This is a genomic window from Grimontia celer (assembly GCF_900055185.1).
In the GTDB taxonomy this organism is placed as follows: domain Bacteria; phylum Pseudomonadota; class Gammaproteobacteria; order Enterobacterales; family Vibrionaceae; genus Enterovibrio; species Enterovibrio celer.
On the sequence record NZ_FIZX01000004.1, the window covers coordinates 21,950 to 38,728 of the forward strand.

Consider the following 16,779-nt stretch of genomic DNA (forward strand, 5'->3'; position numbering starts at 1 on the left):
GAGAAACAACATGGTTAAAGAACACAAATTACAGGTTGAAGCCATCAAGAACGGCACAGTTATCGACCATATCCCTGCAAATGTCGGCTTTAAAGTCATGAAGCTGTTTAAGCTGCACAAAACCAACGAACGCGTGACCGTGGGTTTGAACCTGCCTTCCTCAGCACTGGGTGCGAAAGATCTGATCAAGATTGAAAACATCTTCGTGTCTGAAGAGCAGGCGCAACAACTGGCACTCTACGCCCCTAAAGCTACCGTCAACCAAATCGAGAACTATCAAGTCGTCGCCAAAATCCCCCTGACGCTGCCTAAGAGCATTCTGGGTGTGTTCCGTTGTCCTAACTCCAACTGCATCACTCACGACGAAAAAGCCGTTGAGAGCAGCTTCAACGTGATTGAGAAAACTGACGATATCCACCTAAAGTGCAAATACTGTGAGAAGGTGTTCTCGCGCGAAATCATGACAGAAAGCCACTGATCGTTTTCTCTGCGCAAAAAAGCCAGCCTTTGCGCTGGCTTTTCTTGTCCATGAGCGGAACATTACATGGTGTCGGGTATAAAATGTGATGGAATTGGGTTTACGTCGGGCGAGTCGCCATGCAGACTAACCACCCTACCGAAAAACATTGAATGAAGGATTGGTAAATGACTAAAGTGCTTCACACTGAACACGCTCCAGCAGCAATTGGCCCATACATTCAGGGCGTCGATCTGGGTAACATGGTACTGACTTCAGGCCAAATCCCAGTGAACCCTGTCACTGGTGAAGTGTCAGCGGACATCGCTGTTCAAGCACGCCAGTCTCTGGAAAACGTGAAAGCAGTTGTTGAATCTTCAGGCCTGACTGTTAGCGACATCGTTAAACTGACCGTATTCGTAAAAGATCTGAACGACTTCGGTACTGTTAACGAGGTATATGGCAAATTCTTCGACGAGCACGGTGTAGAACACTACCCAGCACGCTCTTGTGTTGAAGTCGCTCGTCTGCCTAAAGATGTTGGTATCGAAATCGAAGCGATCGCGGTACGCAAATAATCTTTCTAGGTCGCATGACTTTGATTGAACGAGAATGAAAAAAGCGACCAAAAGAAAAGGTCGCTTTTTTATTGTCTGAGCAAAACTGCTAAGCCGCCAACTGCACTTCAATCTTGTCGACAACTTCATGGAACCAAGCCGTAAACTGCTCGGGCTTGTTGCCCATTGCGGCACTCATTTCCTGCTGAGGCCACCAGCGCCAGTCCATCACTTCATCAGGATTGGGAACCAGGGTGACATCGTCTACCTGACAGACAATGATTTGGTCCAACTCATGCTCAGTCAGATTGTTATCAAGCTCAGCGCGATAGCAAAAAGACTCGCCCATCTCGAAGCTGAGCGGCGCAACAATGCCAAGCTCTTCGTTCAAGCGACGCTTCGCTGCAGCTTCAAAAGACTCCCCCTGCATAGGGTGCGAGCAACAGGTATTGGTCCACAACCCACCGCTGTGGTACTTACCCATCGCTCTTTGCTGGAGCAGGTATTCACGGCCATGCGGCGTTTCCCGGTAAATCATCACCGAAAAAGCCAGATGCAAAAGCCCTTGCTCGTGCGCAGCCAGTTTTTCGGCAAGCCCCGTTGGCTCGCCATTTTCTGTTACCAGAACAACCTGATCTCTCAGCATACCTGTCTTACTTCTCTTACAAATCAGAGGCTTCTTAAAACACAAAAAGGATACGCATCTGCGTATCCTTTCGTTCATTGTTACTGAGTAGTTTATTACTTCTTGTTGAGCTCGGCTACTTCCGCGTCCAGTTCTGCCAGTTTAGCCGCCATGATGTCATGACACTTCTTCGCCAATTCGCGCACATTGTCTTTGTCATAGCCTTCGATAGAAATCGGATCCATCACTTCCACAATGATGTGCCCGTTATCGCCACGTGAAGCACTCAGGTGCTTGGTTGAACTACAAACGATAGGAACGATAGGCACGCCTGCACCGATGGCGGCATGGAACGCACCGGTTTTGAATGGCAGCAGACCGCGGCCGCGTGAGCGCGTACCCTCAGGGAACAACCAAACAGAAACGTCATTGTCTTTAATTTGGTCAACCACCTGGCCAATGGTACCAACCGCTTTGCTACGGTTGTTGCGGTCAATCAGGATGTTACCGGTCAACCAGTACAAGGTACCGAAAATAGGAATGTATGCGAGGCTTTTCTTACCCACGGTCACGGCGCGCGGGCGAACAGCATTTGATACGGTCACCAAGTCCCAGTTGCTCTGGTGGTTAGCGATGTAAACACAGGTGCCAACGTCTTTTGATGCTTCGGACTGGCGCAGGTCAAGCTTGATGCCAAACAGAGAAGAAAGCTTGCCAAACATGCGGCCGAAAGTATAAACGTGCTTTGGATTTCTCGGGCTGAACAGGCAGTAACCACAACCGAATACAAGCATGAAAATCGCAAACAACGCGACAGCCAGCAGTCGCAGTATAAAGTACATTCAAATTCTCCTAACACCATTTAGCCGCAAAGAATCAGGCTGTTGGCCTGGGGCGGTCGGGTAAAAATTACAGCGTACACTTGTTCGCTTAAATTGGCTGCGACTAGTATACGCATGCATTGACAAAAATCATCAACCTTCGGTTAACAAGACGAAAAAAAGCCCTCCGTAGAGGGCTTTTTCCTATTCAGCTTCCGGAATATCTGGCGCTGAGGTTTCTGCCGACGATGTGTCTGGTGTCACCACCTCGATAGCCGTTACTCGCTGCAAACCTCGTGGCAGCATAGAGCCGCGTCGGCCGCGCTCACCACGGAAATTATCCATGTCCGCAGGTTTCAATGACAGCTTGCGCTTACCGGCATGCAGAGTCACGGTTGAGCCTTGTGGAATAACGAACAATTGCGCCAACAGCTCTTCACGGGCTTTCGCGCGCGCAGAAGGAATGTTGATGATCTTGTTACCTTTACCTTTACCCAGTTGAGGCAGCTCTTTCACCGGGAACACCAGCATACGGCCTTCATTAGTGATAGCGACGATATCGTCATTGTCGATATCAAACACACGTTGTGGTGCCATTACTTCAGCAGCTTGAGGCAGGCTCAACAAGGCTTTACCGCTGCGGTTTTTCGAAAGAAGGTCGTCTTGCTTACACACAAAGCCATAACCCGCATCTGACGCCATCAGCACCAGATGATCGTTCTCGCCCATCATCACATGGCGCACTGTCGTACCTGCTGTGATGTTCAAGCGGCCAGTAATCGGCTCACCCTGACTACGCGCAGAGGGCAGACTGTGCGACTCAAGTGCGTAGCTGCGGCCATCAGTGCCGATAAACACAGCGGGCTGATTACTCTTACCACGTGCGGACGCCAGATAATTATCACCAGACTTATAGCTCAGCGTGGTCGCATCAACATCGTGGCCTTTCGCATGACGGATCCAACCTTTTTCAGACAGAACCACAGTAATTGGCTCGCTCGGGATCAAATCACGCTCTGTCATCGCTTTCGCTTCAGCGCGTTCAATCAATGGCGAGCGGCGATCGTCGCCGTACTTTTCAGCATCTGCCAGAATTTCTTTCTTCAGCAGGGTATTCATACGGCGCTCAGAACCCAGCAGCTTTTCCAGTTGCTCGCGCTCTTTGTTCAGCTCATCCTGCTCGCCACGGATCTTGATCTCTTCCAGTTTTGCCAACTGGCGGAGTTTGATTTCAAGGATCGCTTCGGCTTGCTTCTCGCTGAGGTCAAAACGACTCATCAGCTCTTTTTTCGGCTCGTCTTCGGTGCGGATGATCTCAATCACTTCATCAATGTTGAGATACGCAGCCAACAAACCTTCCAGGATGTGCAGACGGGCCAGTACTTTGTCCAGACGGTATTGCAGACGGCGACGCACGGTTTCGCGGCGGTATTCCAGCCACTCAGTCAGGATTCTAACCAGACCCTTCACCTGAGGACGGCCATCAAGACCAATCATGTTCAGGTTAACGCGGTAGCTCTTTTCCAGATCTGTTGAAACGAACAGGTGGTTCATCAGTTGATCGCAATCCACACGGTTTGAGCGTGGAACAATCACAATACGGGTCGGGTTTTCATGATCCGACTCGTCACGCAAGTCGTCGACCATCGGCAATTTCTTCGCGCGCATCTGGTTAGCGATTTGCTCCAGAAGCTTCGCACCGGAAACCTGATGCGGCAGCGCGGTGATCACGATATCGCCGTTGTCTTTGTGCCAGCAAGCACGCATCTTGATGGAACCACGACCATCGCGGTACAGCTTCTTGAGCTCTACCTGCGGTGTAATGATTTCGGCTTCGGTCGGATAATCCGGGCCTTTGACATGCTCAAGCAGGTCATCCAGCTCCAGTTTTGGCGTATCAATCAACGCCACCAGCGCATTTGCCACTTCACGGGCGTTGTGCGGTGGGATGTCAGTCGCCATACCGACTGCGATACCGGTCACGCCGTTCAGCAGGATATGCGGTAGACGCGCAGGCAGCGCTTTCGGCTCCTTCATGGTGCCGTCGAAGTTTGGCTGCCAGTCAACAGTGCCTTGTCCTAATTCAGACAGCAGCACTTCCGAGAAACGTGACAGGCGCGATTCAGTGTAACGCATCGCCGCGAAGGATTTCGGATCGTCTGGCGCACCCCAGTTGCCCTGACCATCAACCAGCGGGTAACGGTAAGAGAACGGCTGCGCCATCAATACCATGGCTTCGTAACAGGCGGAGTCACCGTGTGGGTGATACTTACCCAGCACGTCACCGACGGTACGGGCAGATTTCTTGTATTTGGCAGTTGCCGACAGGCCAAGCTCAGACATCGCATAAATAATGCGGCGCTGTACCGGCTTCAGGCCGTCACCGATAAAAGGCAGTGCACGGTCCATGATGACGTACATCGAATAGTTGAGGTATGCATCCTCAGTAAACTTCCTCAGCGGAAGCTGTTCGACACCGTCATAAGTGATATCAGTCATTGAAAACGTCCGATCTTAAAATTCTTGCTTAAACTTCGGTCAGCTCAGCCATGTCGCCTTTGTCTTGCAACCAGTGGCGGCGGTCTTCTGCGCGTTTCTTACCCAGGAGCATGTCCATCATGCGATCCGTTTCTTCCTGATCGTCAATGGTCAACTGAACCAGACGGCGGGTATTCGGATCCATGGTGGTTTCGCGAAGCTGCAGTGGGTTCATCTCACCCAGACCTTTAAATCGCTGTACGTCGATTTTGGCGCGCTTCTGGCTCAAACGCTCAAGGATGCCCGCTTTCTCTTCGTCATCCAGTGCGTAATACACTTCTTTGCCGCAATCGATACGGTAAAGCGGTGGCATTGCCACATACACGTGACCAGCTCTCACCAGCGCCTGGAAGTGCTTCACGAATAGCGCACAAAGCAGTGTGGCAATGTGAAGACCATCCGAGTCCGCATCGGCGAGGATACAAACCTTGCCGTAACGCAGGCCGCTCAGATCTTCACTGTCCGGGTCGATACCCAGCGCTACAGAAATATCGTGAACTTCCTGAGAGGCCAAAACCTGATCAGCTGAAACTTCCCACGTGTTCAGGATCTTACCGCGAAGCGGCATGATGGCCTGAAATTCACGGTCACGGGCTTGCTTGGCAGAACCACCTGCCGAGTCACCCTCGACGAGGAAGAGTTCAGTGCGCGCCAGATCCTGCATTGAGCAGTCTGTCAGCTTGCCCGGCAGTGCTGGGCCTGACGCCACTTTCTTACGCACTACCTTCTTCGCGGCGCGCATACGGCGGTGCGCATTAGCAATACAAACTTCTGCCAGTTGTTCCGCCAGTTGCGGACGCTCGTTCAGCCACAAGCTGAACGCGTCTTTTACGACGCCTGATACGAATGCAGCACATTGACGCGATGACAGACGCTCTTTGGTCTGGCCCGCAAACTGCGGATCCTGCATTTTTACAGACAGCACGTAGGCACAGCGATCCCAGATATCATCAGCTGTCAGCTTAACGCCGCGTGGCAACAGATTGCGGAATTCACAGAACTCGCGCATTGCATCCAGAAGGCCCTGACGAAGGCCATTCACGTGCGTACCGCCTTGAGCGGTTGGTATCAAGTTAACGTAACTTTCAGCAATCAGCTCACCACCTTCCGGTAACCAGATAACTGCCCAATCGGCCGCTTCATGTGGCGCATTGAATTCACCTACAAATGGTTCTGCCGGCAGCAGTTCGTAACCTTTTACGCCTTCTGCCAGATAATCTTTCAGGCCACTTTCGTAGCACCACTTGGTGGTTTCATCAGTGTTCTTGTCGGTAAAGACGATTTCAAGCCCAGGACAAAGTACGGCCTTGGCTTTCAGAATGCTTTTCAGACGGGAAACCGAGAATTTTGGTGAGTCGAAGTAGCTCGAATCTGGCCAGAAGTGAACACGCGTGCCTTTTGCACGGCGCCCACAAGTACCGGTTACTGTCAGTTCCTGTACTTTATCGCCATGTTCGAAGGCGATTTCATACACCTGACCGTCACGTTTTACCGAGACTTCGACACGGTTAGACAGGGCGTTTACAACCGAAATACCCACACCGTGCAAACCTCCACTGAACTGATAGTTCTTGTTGGAGAATTTGCCACCGGCGTGGAGCTTACAAAGGATCAGTTCTACACCTGAAACCCCTTCTTCCGGGTGAATGTCCACCGGCATGCCACGGCCGTCATCAATCACTTCAAGGGACTGATCCGCATGAAGGATGACTTCCACTTTACGTGCATGTCCCGCCAATGCCTCATCGACACTGTTGTCGATAACTTCTTGACCGAGATGATTTGGACGGGTCGTGTCTGTATACATACCGGGACGACGACGCACCGGCTCAAGACCATTGAGAACTTCAATGGATCCCGCGTTATAAACTTGCTCTGTCATAGATGAATGGTTTTCTAAATTTTGTCACATGGTCAGTGATGCCGCGCTAGCTTGTCAAATATTGTCACAGCTAACGAGGTTATTCTGTGAGTTGTGGTCACAGTCCCAGGAATTGAATGATTTCAGCGGGGTATCTGTCGAATCCGACAAAAGCATGATCGCCACCTGCTTCAACAGTTTGCTTGCAACCCTGGTATTTAGCGACGGCCTCTCGGTAATCAAGCACTTCATCGCCTTCTTGCTGCAGCAACCAGAGTGTCTCTGGATGAGAAATCACATCCACATCCAAGGCTTTCAACTCATCCATATGATGAGGCTCAAGCAGGTACTCTTCTCCGGTGTAAGGATTTTGCTGAGGCCCGAGGTAATCGGCCAACAAGTCATAAGGCTTTACCGCTGGGTTCACCAGCGCGGCACGAAACCCATAATGGGCATTTAGCCATGTCGATAGATAGCCACCGAGAGAACTACCAACCAAACCTATCTGATAGTCACCTTTGAAGGTTTCAATTATATGTTGGAGTTGGTGTGCGGCTTCGGCAGGGTAACAGGCGAGACGGGGAACTTCCAGCTTTATGTCTGGACGATGAAATTCGCACCAAGCCCGCATCTGCTCTGCCTTCGCAGAAAGCGGCGAGCTGTTAAAACCATGAATGTAGAGGAGCAAGGGCTTCATATTTTAGTAGCCTGTTGAATTCATATCAGGCTGAAATTCCGTGCCCTTAAGTCGTCCTACGTGGGTGATAATGGTGCCGTCCTGATGTAATTCAATTTCGCGCCAACCTGGATTAGTAGAATCCAGTGCAAAATCATCAGAATCAGGCTTGAATTGAATACAGGTTGAAGGTGCCGCCATGACGCGACGACCTTTATGTTCGGTATCCAGCGCTTGGTGAATGTGGCCACACACCACGCCTTTCACATTGTTGTGCTTTTCAACCACCGCCCAGAAGTCTTCCTGATTATGGAGTTGGTGTTGATCCAGCCATGCACTGCCAGCGGGGAGCGGATGGTGGTGAAGTAGCACCAATGTATGACGGTCTTTGTTTGTTGATAGCGCGATATCAAGCAGAGAAAGTTGCTCGTCAGAGAGACGTCCATGCGGCACGCCTTTCACCTGGCTGTCCAATACCACCAGTTGCCAATGCTCTCCAACTAACACGCTATCGCAACGTTGCAGCGTCGATTGCGCAAGAATGGAATGCATTTCCTGTTGGTAATCATGATTGCCCGGGAGCCAGAAACAAGGCTGCGACCAGTGAGCAATACCATCAACAAAACGCTGATAGGACTCGGCGGTGTGATCCTGGGAAATATCGCCGGTCGCGATAATGGCATCAAACTCAACCTGACTGGATTGGATTTCACCGACTACTGCCTGAAAACTCGCAGCCGTATTCACCCCAAGCAAACAACCATAAGGATCAGCAAAGAGATGGGTATCTGTAATTTGTAACAACCGGACGGTCTGGCTGTGTTGGCTTGGTAGATGGCTTATCCGCAACGTCTTGAAAACCCTGATCGTAAATACGCGCTCATGCACGTCAAACTAATAAATTATATTCTGTTTTGTTATACCGTTTTGCAGGCAATGCGCTAACCAGTCAGCAAGAAAAGCATTCACTTGATGCTTCTCATCTCTCTGGTGCATACGCGGGTTCGGATAATCATAGCGCGGCTGGATGCGAGAAATCTGCTGTGTGGTACACACTTCGGCCACACGTGCATCATGATACATACGAACTGTGAGTCTGGGTCGCAAATATTGGGGCACTTCACCACGCTGCCAAATATCGAGCAAGGTGGTGTAACGCGTCGACTCTACGATATCCATCTGGAACTCATGTCCCTGGATTTCATAAACGCAGGAGTCCCCCACGTTATCGTCACGCGGCATCAGTCTTAGCAATTTAGCGTAATTGGTCTCGTACATACGCATCAGCGCATTCAAGTCGACTCTGTACCCTTGCCTCAACATACCCTTATTCCCAATCGCTGCGTGTTCACCCAATGTTGGATGTCTCCGCGCGAACCCTATCACGGTTAAGTGCCAGCCATTGCAGCGCAATAAGAGAAGCAGCGTTTTCAACCTTGCCTTCCTTTATCCATTGCATTGCTGTGATAAACGGCACCACATGTACCAAAATATCTTCGCCTTCTTCCGGCAAACCATGAACGCCTTCAGCATTCGACGCATCTACAAGCCCAAGATACAGATGAATGCGTTCAGAGCACCCTCCTGAACTCGACAGGTAACTGGTCATTCGCTCGAGCTTACTGACAGAAAGCCCTGCTTCCTCATCCGCTTCGCGCACAGCGACCTCCTCTGGGGATTCATCTTTATCGATGATCCCTGCGACAATCTCTAACTGCCAGGGAGAATCGCTTGCCATCATTGCTCCGATGCGGATTTGCTCAACCATCACAACCTTGTCAGTCACCGGGTCATAAGGGAGCATCGCGACGGCGTGGCCTCGCTCGAATAGCTCGCGTTCAATGGCATCACTCCAGCCACCGGCAAAAAGTCGATGACGAAAGCGATATTTCACCATCTTAAAGTAACCATTATAGACAACGTCGTTTGCTTCAATTTTGACGTCGTCTTTCCCAAATTGGGATGGTGTATTTTGCTGTGGCACGGAATATCCCTTTATTCCTGCAAACGGGGAGCAAATGATAAATGGTCGAAATGTGGAGCCGCAATGTCATACCTTCACTTTTTTGGTATGGATTGCAGAATTATTTGAATATCTTTATGGTTCAGATGGTTTTACAATCAATTTTTCTCAAGAAACCATCACATTGTCAGTTCCAAGTAAGCATCCATAGTTTACACTAGGGTCGGACACCTATTGGCAATTGACGAGATAACGATAAGTTCAGGGACTACCTATTATGAAAAAATTGCTCCCCCTTTTTATCGGGGTTGCGCTAGGCACTGCCGCTCCCCTGGCAAGCGCTGACGATTTGATTCAGGTTTACGAGCAGGCGAAACAAAGCGACCCACAACTTCTACAAGCCGCTGCAACTAAAGACGCTGCTTTTGCTGCTGTCGATACCAACCGCGGTACGCTGCTGCCACAAATTAACCTTAACGCAGGCTACAATTTGTCTCGCAACAGCGATGACAGTATTAATGACACCGACACACTGACTGCCGGCATTACTCTTAGCCAAGAGCTTTTCGAGCAGAATAGCTGGATTAACCTTGATATCGCAGAAATTACTGCCCGTCAGGCTGATGCAGTTTATGCGGCAGAACAACAAGGTCTTATGCTTCGTGTCTCACAAGCATACTTCAATGTGCTTCGCGCTATTGATGATCTGATTTTCGTGCGCGCAGAGAAAGCTGCAGTTGGTCGTCAATTAGAACAAACCAAGCAGCGCTTTGAAGTGGGTCTATCTGCAATCACTGACGTGCATGATGCACAAGCACAGTATGACTCCGTGCTGGCTCAGGAAATTCTGTCTGAAAACCAGGTTTCCAACAGCTACGAAGAACTTCGTGAGATCACTGGCACCCGTCATGCTGACCTCTACGTACTGAACACTAAAACTTTCTCTGCCACCCGCCCAGAACAAGTTGCCGATGAGCTGGTTAAGCAAGCAGAAGAGGGCAACCTGAGCCTGCTGGCACAGCGCATTTCTCGCGATGCAGCGAAGGAGCGTATTAGCCTGGCAGAGTCTGGCCACCTACCTTCTCTGACATTTGATGCAGGTTATAATTATACCAATCAAGAAAACCGCTCTAATTCCTCTAACGATATAGATAACAGTGAACTGAGGGGTGGTATCAACTTCAACATGCCTCTGTACAGTGGTGGAACTATCAGCGCTGGCGTGAAAGAAGCGCAGTTTAACTATGTTGCTGCGTCTGAGCAGTTGGAGGGTACATACCGCTCGACTGTGAAAGATGTTCGTGCGTTTTACAACAACATCAACGCCAGCATCGGTGCACTTCGTGCGTATGAACAAACCGTGGTTTCACAGCGCTCTGCGTTGGAAGCAACAGAAGCCGGCTTCGAAGTGGGTACCCGTACTATCGTAGACGTACTGGATGCGACCCGTCGCCTTTACGATGCGAACCGTAACCTGTCGGATGCACGTTACGATTACATCATCAGCGTATTGCAATTGCGTCAAGCGGTGGGCACGCTGAACGAACAAGATCTGGTTGATATCAACAACGGTCTGCTTCCACCGAAAAAATAACTTTTCGGTAAGTATCAAAAAGGCGCCTAAGGCGCCTTTTTTGTTTCCAACTCACTTTGCCACAAAAAGGGGTTAAGCCTTGTTGTGACCGCCTAGGATAGAGTTGATGATCTCTGTGGTTGAGCAACCGTCTTCGAAATTCAGCACGCGAACTTCACCGCCTGCGGCAATCACTTCTTCACCGCCAGCGATATCTTCAGGCTTATAATCGCCGCCTTTCACCAAGAGATTAGGCAGCACTTCACTGATAAGACGTTGCGGCGTTTCTTCACCGAATGGTACAACCCAATCCACAGCACCCAGACCTGCCAATACAGCCATGCGGCGATCGGTAGGATTTACCGGACGACCAGGACCTTTTAGTCCACGCACAGATTCGTCAGTATTCACGGCAACAATCAGACGATCGCCCAGTTTTGCTGCTTCATTTAGGTACGCCACGTGGCCAGCATGCAGAATGTCGAAACATCCGTTCGTCATCACCACTTTCTCACCACGGGATTGAGCCATCTGCACTGCTGCTTTCAGCTGTTCTTCAGTGACAACACCATAACCAGAATGATGGCTGCCATGCACAGCTTCCGTCAGTTCAATGGTAGACAGAGTGGATGTGCCCAACTTGCCAACCACGACACCAGCGGCAGCATTTGCCAGCGCACAGGCGTCTTCGATAGGCTTGCCTGCCGCCAAAGAAGCCGCCAGCACCGAAATCACGGTATCGCCCGCACCTGTCACGTCATACACTTCTTTTGCCAGCGTTGGCAGGTTCAGTGGCTCATGCTCTTTGCGAAGCAAAGTCATGCCGTTTTCACTGCGGGTTACCAGCAGAGCTTCGAATTCGAATTTTTCGATAAGCGCCAAACCACGCTCAACAATATCTTCTTCCGTGCGGCAAGTACCCACAACAGCTTCAAATTCGCTCATGTTTGGCGTCAGCAACGTTGCACCACGGTAGCGTTCAAAGTCAGCACCTTTCGGGTCGACCAGCGTAGCAACACCTGCCTGACGCGCCAGTTGGATCATAGGCTGAACATTTTCCAGTGCGCCTTTCGCGTAATCCGACAGGATCATAGCCTTGGCTTTTGGCAGTGCCGCTTCAATACGCTCAAGAATTGGCTGAACGTCTACATCGTGGAAGCCTTCTTCAAAATCCAGACGAATCAACTGCTGGTTACGGCTCATTACACGCAATTTGGTGATGGTCGGAAAATTCTCCAAACCAACAAAATCACATTCCACTTTCAGCGAGCTCAACGTGTTGTTCAGCACTTGCGCTTGCTCATCCTGGCCTACCAAACCAATCAGTTGTGCCTTGCCACCCAGCGCTGCGATATTCATCGCCACGTTGGCAGCACCGCCTGGACGCTCTTCAGTCTGGTTGATTTTAACGACCGGTACCGGAGCTTCCGGAGAGATACGTCCCGTTGGGCCATACCAATAGCGGTCAAGCATGACATCTCCAACAACCAGAACGTCGGCTTGCTGATAATCAGGCAAAGTCAGTTTCATTGTTTTCTCCAGGGAAAAAGGAACGTCGGCGATATTACCATAAACACATCACTGCAACAGCCATGCGGGCAACAACTCACTTCTTCTATGTCTTTCAATTGCTACAGTAAGATAGCTTGTTGACGAACTCTGACTATTTCAAAAGTTTCGGTATACAATGACGACCTTATTTTCTCGCTTGATTCAGGAAACACGACAACGCTATGAGCAACAATTCTGAAGCGCCCACTTTCCAATGGTCCTTACTACATCCTAAGTATTGGCACACCTGGATTGGTGTCGGGTTGATGTTCCTAATAAGTTGGATGCCTTATCGCGTGCAACGCTTCCTTGGCCGGAAGCTTGGTTTGCTGATCATGAAGTTCTTCAAAAGCCGCAAGAAGATTGCTTCGCGAAATCTGGAGCTTTGCTTCCCGGAGATGACAGGCGGTGAACGAGAAGCCTTGCTGAAGGAAAACTTCCAGCATATGGGCTTAGCGTTTTTTGAAACTTGCATGGCATGGTTCTGGCCAGCATGGCGTATCAAGAAACACATGAAATACGAAGGTTTTGAGCAAATCGAAGAGTTCAAAGCCAACAATGAAGGTGTACTGGTGGTAGCAGTGCATTCATTTAACTTAGAGTTGGGTGCCCGCGCTTTCGGGGTTCATACTTCTGGTTATGGTGTATACCGACCTAACACTAACCCGGTCTACGACTGGTTCCAATACCGTGGCCGAACCCGCGAGAACAAATGCATTGATCGTCGCGACGTGAAGCAGATGATCAAACGCCTGCGCCAAGGCGAGCTGGTTTGGTATGCACCGGACCATGACTATGGCCGTCACCGCTATGCATGGGCGCCACTGTTTGCGGTCGAAAAAGCCTGCACTACGACGGGTACACACCTGCTTGCTTCTGCCAGCAAATGTAAAGTCGCTACATTCACCATCACGAGAGACCGTGAAGGCACTGGCTACACCATGAGACTGGATCCGCCAATGGAAGCTTTCCCTTACGATGATGCCGAAGCCTCTGCGGTTTATACCAATAAGTTTGTGGAACGATCGATCATGCGTGCGCCTGAGCAGTACATGTGGCTGCACCGCCGATTCAAGAGCCGTCCTGAAGGCGAACCCTCGCTATATGACTGAGTTATCAATGGGCTAGATCCTGCGAGTAATTCTGCAAAAAGCGGCACTGAATCAGTAGCCGCTTTTTCATTTCCTAGGCTCTAGATCCTACTCTTCCTAGGGCCTGTTTTACACAGGCTCCATCCACTCTTCCCAAGCCGCTTTCACCGCTTCGCGCTCTGCTATGAACGCACTGTCTTCAACTTCCACAGACGCATCAAGTAGGTTCAGACGATGAATTTCATCGCGCATCGCAACATAAGCATCCCGTAAGGTTAGTGCTTGCGGCGTACTGAGAATGCCCGCTTGTGCCATGTCTTCAAGGATGCGGACGTTATCGCTCCATCGGGTCAATGCTGGTTCGTCATTGGCATTCGCCAGCACGAAGAACTGGGTCATAAATTCAATATCAGTAATCCCGCCCGGATCCTGTTTGATGTGGAATTTGTCCTTCTCTTTGCTACCAAGGTGGTCGCGCATTTTATGGCGCATCTCGACCACTTCCTTACGCAGGGCATCAACGTCGCGCTCTTTCGTCAGTACGCGCTTACGCACATCTGCAAAGCCCTTTGTCAGCAGTGCATCACCATAAACCAAACGGGTACGCACCAGCGCCTGATGCTCCCAGGTCCAGGCCTCTTCGTTTTGGTATTCTTCGAACGACTCGAGCGTTGTCACCAGCATTCCTGAAGCACCAGAGGGGCGAAGGCGGGTATCGATTTCATACAACACGCCTGATGCTGTCCGAGTAGAAAATAGATGGACGATACGCTGAGCCAGTCGCAGATAGAACTGGCGGCTGTCTATCTCTTTCGGGCCGTCAGTGTAGGTGTTATCCGGGCAATCGTGCACAAACACCACATCCAAGTCTGAGTTGTAACCGAGCTCAATGCCTCCAACTTTGCCGTAACCAATTACCGCAAAGCCACGGCCATCTCGGCCAGACAGGTGAGATGGTTGCCCGTACTTTTCCGTCATCTGATACCAGGCCTGATTCACCACAGCTTCCACAATGGCTTCCGCCAAATAGGTTAAGTGATCGCTCACCTTCATCACTGGCAGTACGTCAGCAATATCAGCCGCTGCGATACGGAGCAGCTGGGTTTGCTTGAACTGGCGGATGTTTTCCATTTGCTGTTCCATATCCTCTTCCGGAATACGGGCGAGAAAATCAAACAGCTCGTTGCGGTATTGATCGAGTGGCGTTGGATTGTAAAGGTGTTGCAGATCCAGAAGTTCATCCAGAAGGATAGGGTAATTCGCCAGTTGCTCGGCCACCATTGGGCTTGCACTGCAAAGGCGTACTAATTGGGTAATTGCTCCATGGTGCTCATCGAGAAGTTCCAGGTACGTTGTACGCGTCGCGATACGAACCAGCAGTTTGAGCACCCGCTCAAGCACCGCCATTGCATCTGTACGGCACACAATGTGGCTGAGCATCAGAGGCATAAGGCGGTTCACCACTTCACGACCTCGAGGGCCCAAAGTGCGTTTTGCTAACTCTTCTTTGAATCGCAGCAATGCTTTGGCCTGATCTTCAGCGCTTTGTGCCTGCATGTCGCTCAGGATCTTCTCGACCAAGTCAGGATCACGTGCAGCATCCCAGATCTCACTGAATTCAGCGCCGATCTTCTCTTCTTCGTTTTCCTCTTCGTCGCCAATCAGATTATCGAAGATGTCGTGGACACCCTGCATGTGGAAAGCAATCTTCTCACGAAGCGCGTCCCACTCCGTTTCACCCATAGCCACGGCAAGACGCAACCTATCACGATCGTTATCAGGCAAGGTTTGGGTCTGTTTATCACCAATGGCTTGCAGCAAATTCTCTACTCTACGCAGGTAGCGGTATGATGCTTCGAGCGTGTCAGCTTCCTTCTCCGGCAGCAGCTCCAGTTCGCGAATCGCATTCAAAGTGATGAAAAGGCCACGTTTACGCAAAATCGGATCGCGACCGCCTCGGATAAGCTGGAAAGACTGGACGATAAACTCGATTTCACGAATACCACCCGCCCCCAACTTAATGTTGTCTGTCAGGCCACGGCGACGCACTTCACTGCGGATCATCGCCTTCATACGACGTAGAGACTGGATCGCACTGAAATCGATATATCGGCGGAACACAAAAGGACGCAGCATCTGACGGAGAGTCTGGTAACAGGCAAACTGCTCTTTCCCCATCACCCGCGCTTTGATCATCGCGTAACGTTCCCAATCTCGTCCCTGCTCCTGATAGTAATCTTCAAGCGCCGCGAAACTCATGACCAATGGGCCACTATCACCAAACGGGCGAAGGCGCATGTCGACGCGATAACAGAAACCATCATACGTTTGCTGATCCAACGCTTTGATCAAACGCTGACCGAGACGGGTGAAGAACTGGGCATTGGCAATGCTGCGACGCGCGCCTTGGGTTTCGCCGTTCTCAGGGTATGTAAAAATAAGGTCGATATCAGAAGAGAAATTCAGCTCGCCGCCGCCCAACTTACCCATGCCGAGGATCAACATTGGCTGTGGATTTCCGTCTGCATCACAGGGCGTTCCCCACTCATTGCAGCAGAAACGGTAAAGCCAGCCGTAAGCTTCCATGATCATGGCTTCTGCCAGTTTAGAGAGATGGGCGAGACCATCATCAAGGGAAATGGCGTCGTTAAAGTCATGCCATGCCAGCCAAACCATCTCACGTCGACGGAAACGGCGAAGCTCACGCAATAGGCTATTTTCATCCTGCTGGCTATCGAGTTGCTCTTTCAGCAGTTTACGGTATTGCGCGATACGAAGACCGGAGCCGAGATTATCCTTTAACCAAGGCAGCAGGTTTTCGTCATGAAGCACCGATTCATTGATGAAGTCGCTCAGTGCCAATGTGCGGGAAAGGGTCTCCCTGTCAGCACCTTGCCATTGTTCAAGGTTATCAGGCTGTTTTTCAGCCAGAGTGTCGATAGCGCGAGTTGCGCAAGCATCCAGTTCCGTGGGAAGCGACATCGGTGATCTTTCCTTTGAGCTTTCTAGTTAACCTTAAAATATCATAAAAAAAGCCCACACAATCGGTGGGCTTCCTCATTCCTA

The 16,779-nt window shown here is 50.5% G+C and carries 14 protein-coding genes; 4 read left to right on the forward strand and 10 right to left on the reverse strand.

The annotated features are described in order from the left end of the window. The first annotated feature begins 10 nt into the window (after positions 1–10). Entirely contained in the window at positions 11–478 is a 468-nt protein-coding gene (gene pyrI / locus GCE9029_RS20255; RefSeq protein ID WP_062666365.1) for an aspartate carbamoyltransferase regulatory subunit, read from the forward strand. 167 nt (positions 479–645) lie between these two features. Continuing rightward, positions 646–1,035, forward strand: coding sequence for a RidA family protein (locus tag GCE9029_RS20260; RefSeq protein ID WP_046304083.1), 390 nt, complete (start codon positions 646–648; stop codon positions 1,033–1,035). An 88-nt stretch (positions 1,036–1,123) separates the two neighbouring features. On the opposite strand, the gene idi is transcribed toward GCE9029_RS20260, so the two are convergent. From idi to nudF, 8 genes are all read right to left on the reverse strand, one after another. Beyond that, positions 1,124–1,660, reverse strand: coding sequence for an isopentenyl-diphosphate Delta-isomerase (gene idi, locus GCE9029_RS20265; protein ID WP_062666368.1), 537 nt, complete (start codon positions 1,658–1,660; stop codon positions 1,124–1,126). A gap of 95 nt (positions 1,661–1,755) precedes the next feature. Next, positions 1,756–2,481 carry a 1-acylglycerol-3-phosphate O-acyltransferase gene (locus tag GCE9029_RS20270; protein ID WP_002537628.1) on the reverse strand — a complete coding sequence of 242 codons (726 nt, stop codon included), beginning with the start codon at positions 2,479–2,481 and terminating at the stop codon, positions 1,756–1,758. A 183-nt stretch (positions 2,482–2,664) separates the two neighbouring features. Beyond that, a complete protein-coding gene (gene parC / locus GCE9029_RS20275) occupies positions 2,665–4,959 on the reverse strand; it encodes a DNA topoisomerase IV subunit A (RefSeq protein ID WP_082804404.1) in 2,295 nt (764 codons plus the stop codon). Between the two features lie 28 nt (positions 4,960–4,987). Next, positions 4,988–6,880 carry a DNA topoisomerase IV subunit B gene (parE, locus tag GCE9029_RS20280; RefSeq protein ID WP_062666370.1) on the reverse strand — a complete coding sequence of 631 codons (1,893 nt, stop codon included), beginning with the start codon at positions 6,878–6,880 and terminating at the stop codon, positions 4,988–4,990. A 97-nt stretch (positions 6,881–6,977) separates the two neighbouring features. Continuing rightward, positions 6,978–7,556 carry an esterase YqiA gene (yqiA, locus tag GCE9029_RS20285; RefSeq protein ID WP_062666373.1) on the reverse strand — a complete coding sequence of 193 codons (579 nt, stop codon included), beginning with the start codon at positions 7,554–7,556 and terminating at the stop codon, positions 6,978–6,980. A gap of 3 nt (positions 7,557–7,559) precedes the next feature. Then, positions 7,560–8,384, reverse strand: a complete 825-nt coding sequence (gene cpdA, locus GCE9029_RS20290) for a 3',5'-cyclic-AMP phosphodiesterase (RefSeq protein ID WP_062666720.1) — start codon at positions 8,382–8,384, stop codon at positions 7,560–7,562. 45 nt (positions 8,385–8,429) lie between these two features. Then, the gene (locus GCE9029_RS20295; protein WP_062666376.1) at positions 8,430–8,858 is read right to left on the reverse strand and encodes a DUF1249 family protein; all 429 of its coding nucleotides are present in this window, start codon (positions 8,856–8,858) and stop codon (positions 8,430–8,432) included. A 25-nt stretch (positions 8,859–8,883) separates the two neighbouring features. Further along, complete coding sequence (gene nudF, locus GCE9029_RS20300) at positions 8,884–9,519, reverse strand: ADP-ribose diphosphatase (protein ID WP_197475408.1); 636 nt, start codon at positions 9,517–9,519, stop codon at positions 8,884–8,886. A gap of 256 nt (positions 9,520–9,775) precedes the next feature. On the opposite strand from nudF, the gene tolC reads away from it, so the two are divergent. After that, on the forward strand, positions 9,776–11,092 hold the full coding sequence (tolC, locus tag GCE9029_RS20305) for an outer membrane channel protein TolC (RefSeq protein WP_062666381.1): 1,317 nt from the start codon (positions 9,776–9,778) through the stop codon (positions 11,090–11,092). Positions 11,093–11,164: 72 nt separating this feature from the next. Here tolC and hldE read toward each other — a convergent pair whose 3' ends face one another. After that, positions 11,165–12,601, reverse strand: a complete 1,437-nt coding sequence (hldE, locus tag GCE9029_RS20310; RefSeq protein WP_062666389.1) for a bifunctional D-glycero-beta-D-manno-heptose-7-phosphate kinase/D-glycero-beta-D-manno-heptose 1-phosphate adenylyltransferase HldE — start codon at positions 12,599–12,601, stop codon at positions 11,165–11,167. Positions 12,602–12,804: 203 nt separating this feature from the next. On the opposite strand from hldE, the gene lpxL reads away from it, so the two are divergent. After that, complete coding sequence (gene lpxL, locus GCE9029_RS20315; RefSeq protein ID WP_062666391.1) at positions 12,805–13,734, forward strand: LpxL/LpxP family Kdo(2)-lipid IV(A) lauroyl/palmitoleoyl acyltransferase; 930 nt, start codon at positions 12,805–12,807, stop codon at positions 13,732–13,734. A 108-nt stretch (positions 13,735–13,842) separates the two neighbouring features. Here the strand turns inward: lpxL and glnE are convergent, their stop codons facing one another. After that, a complete protein-coding gene (glnE, locus tag GCE9029_RS20320; protein ID WP_062666393.1) occupies positions 13,843–16,695 on the reverse strand; it encodes a bifunctional [glutamate--ammonia ligase]-adenylyl-L-tyrosine phosphorylase/[glutamate--ammonia-ligase] adenylyltransferase in 2,853 nt (950 codons plus the stop codon). Between the last annotated feature and the right edge of the window lie 84 nt (positions 16,696–16,779).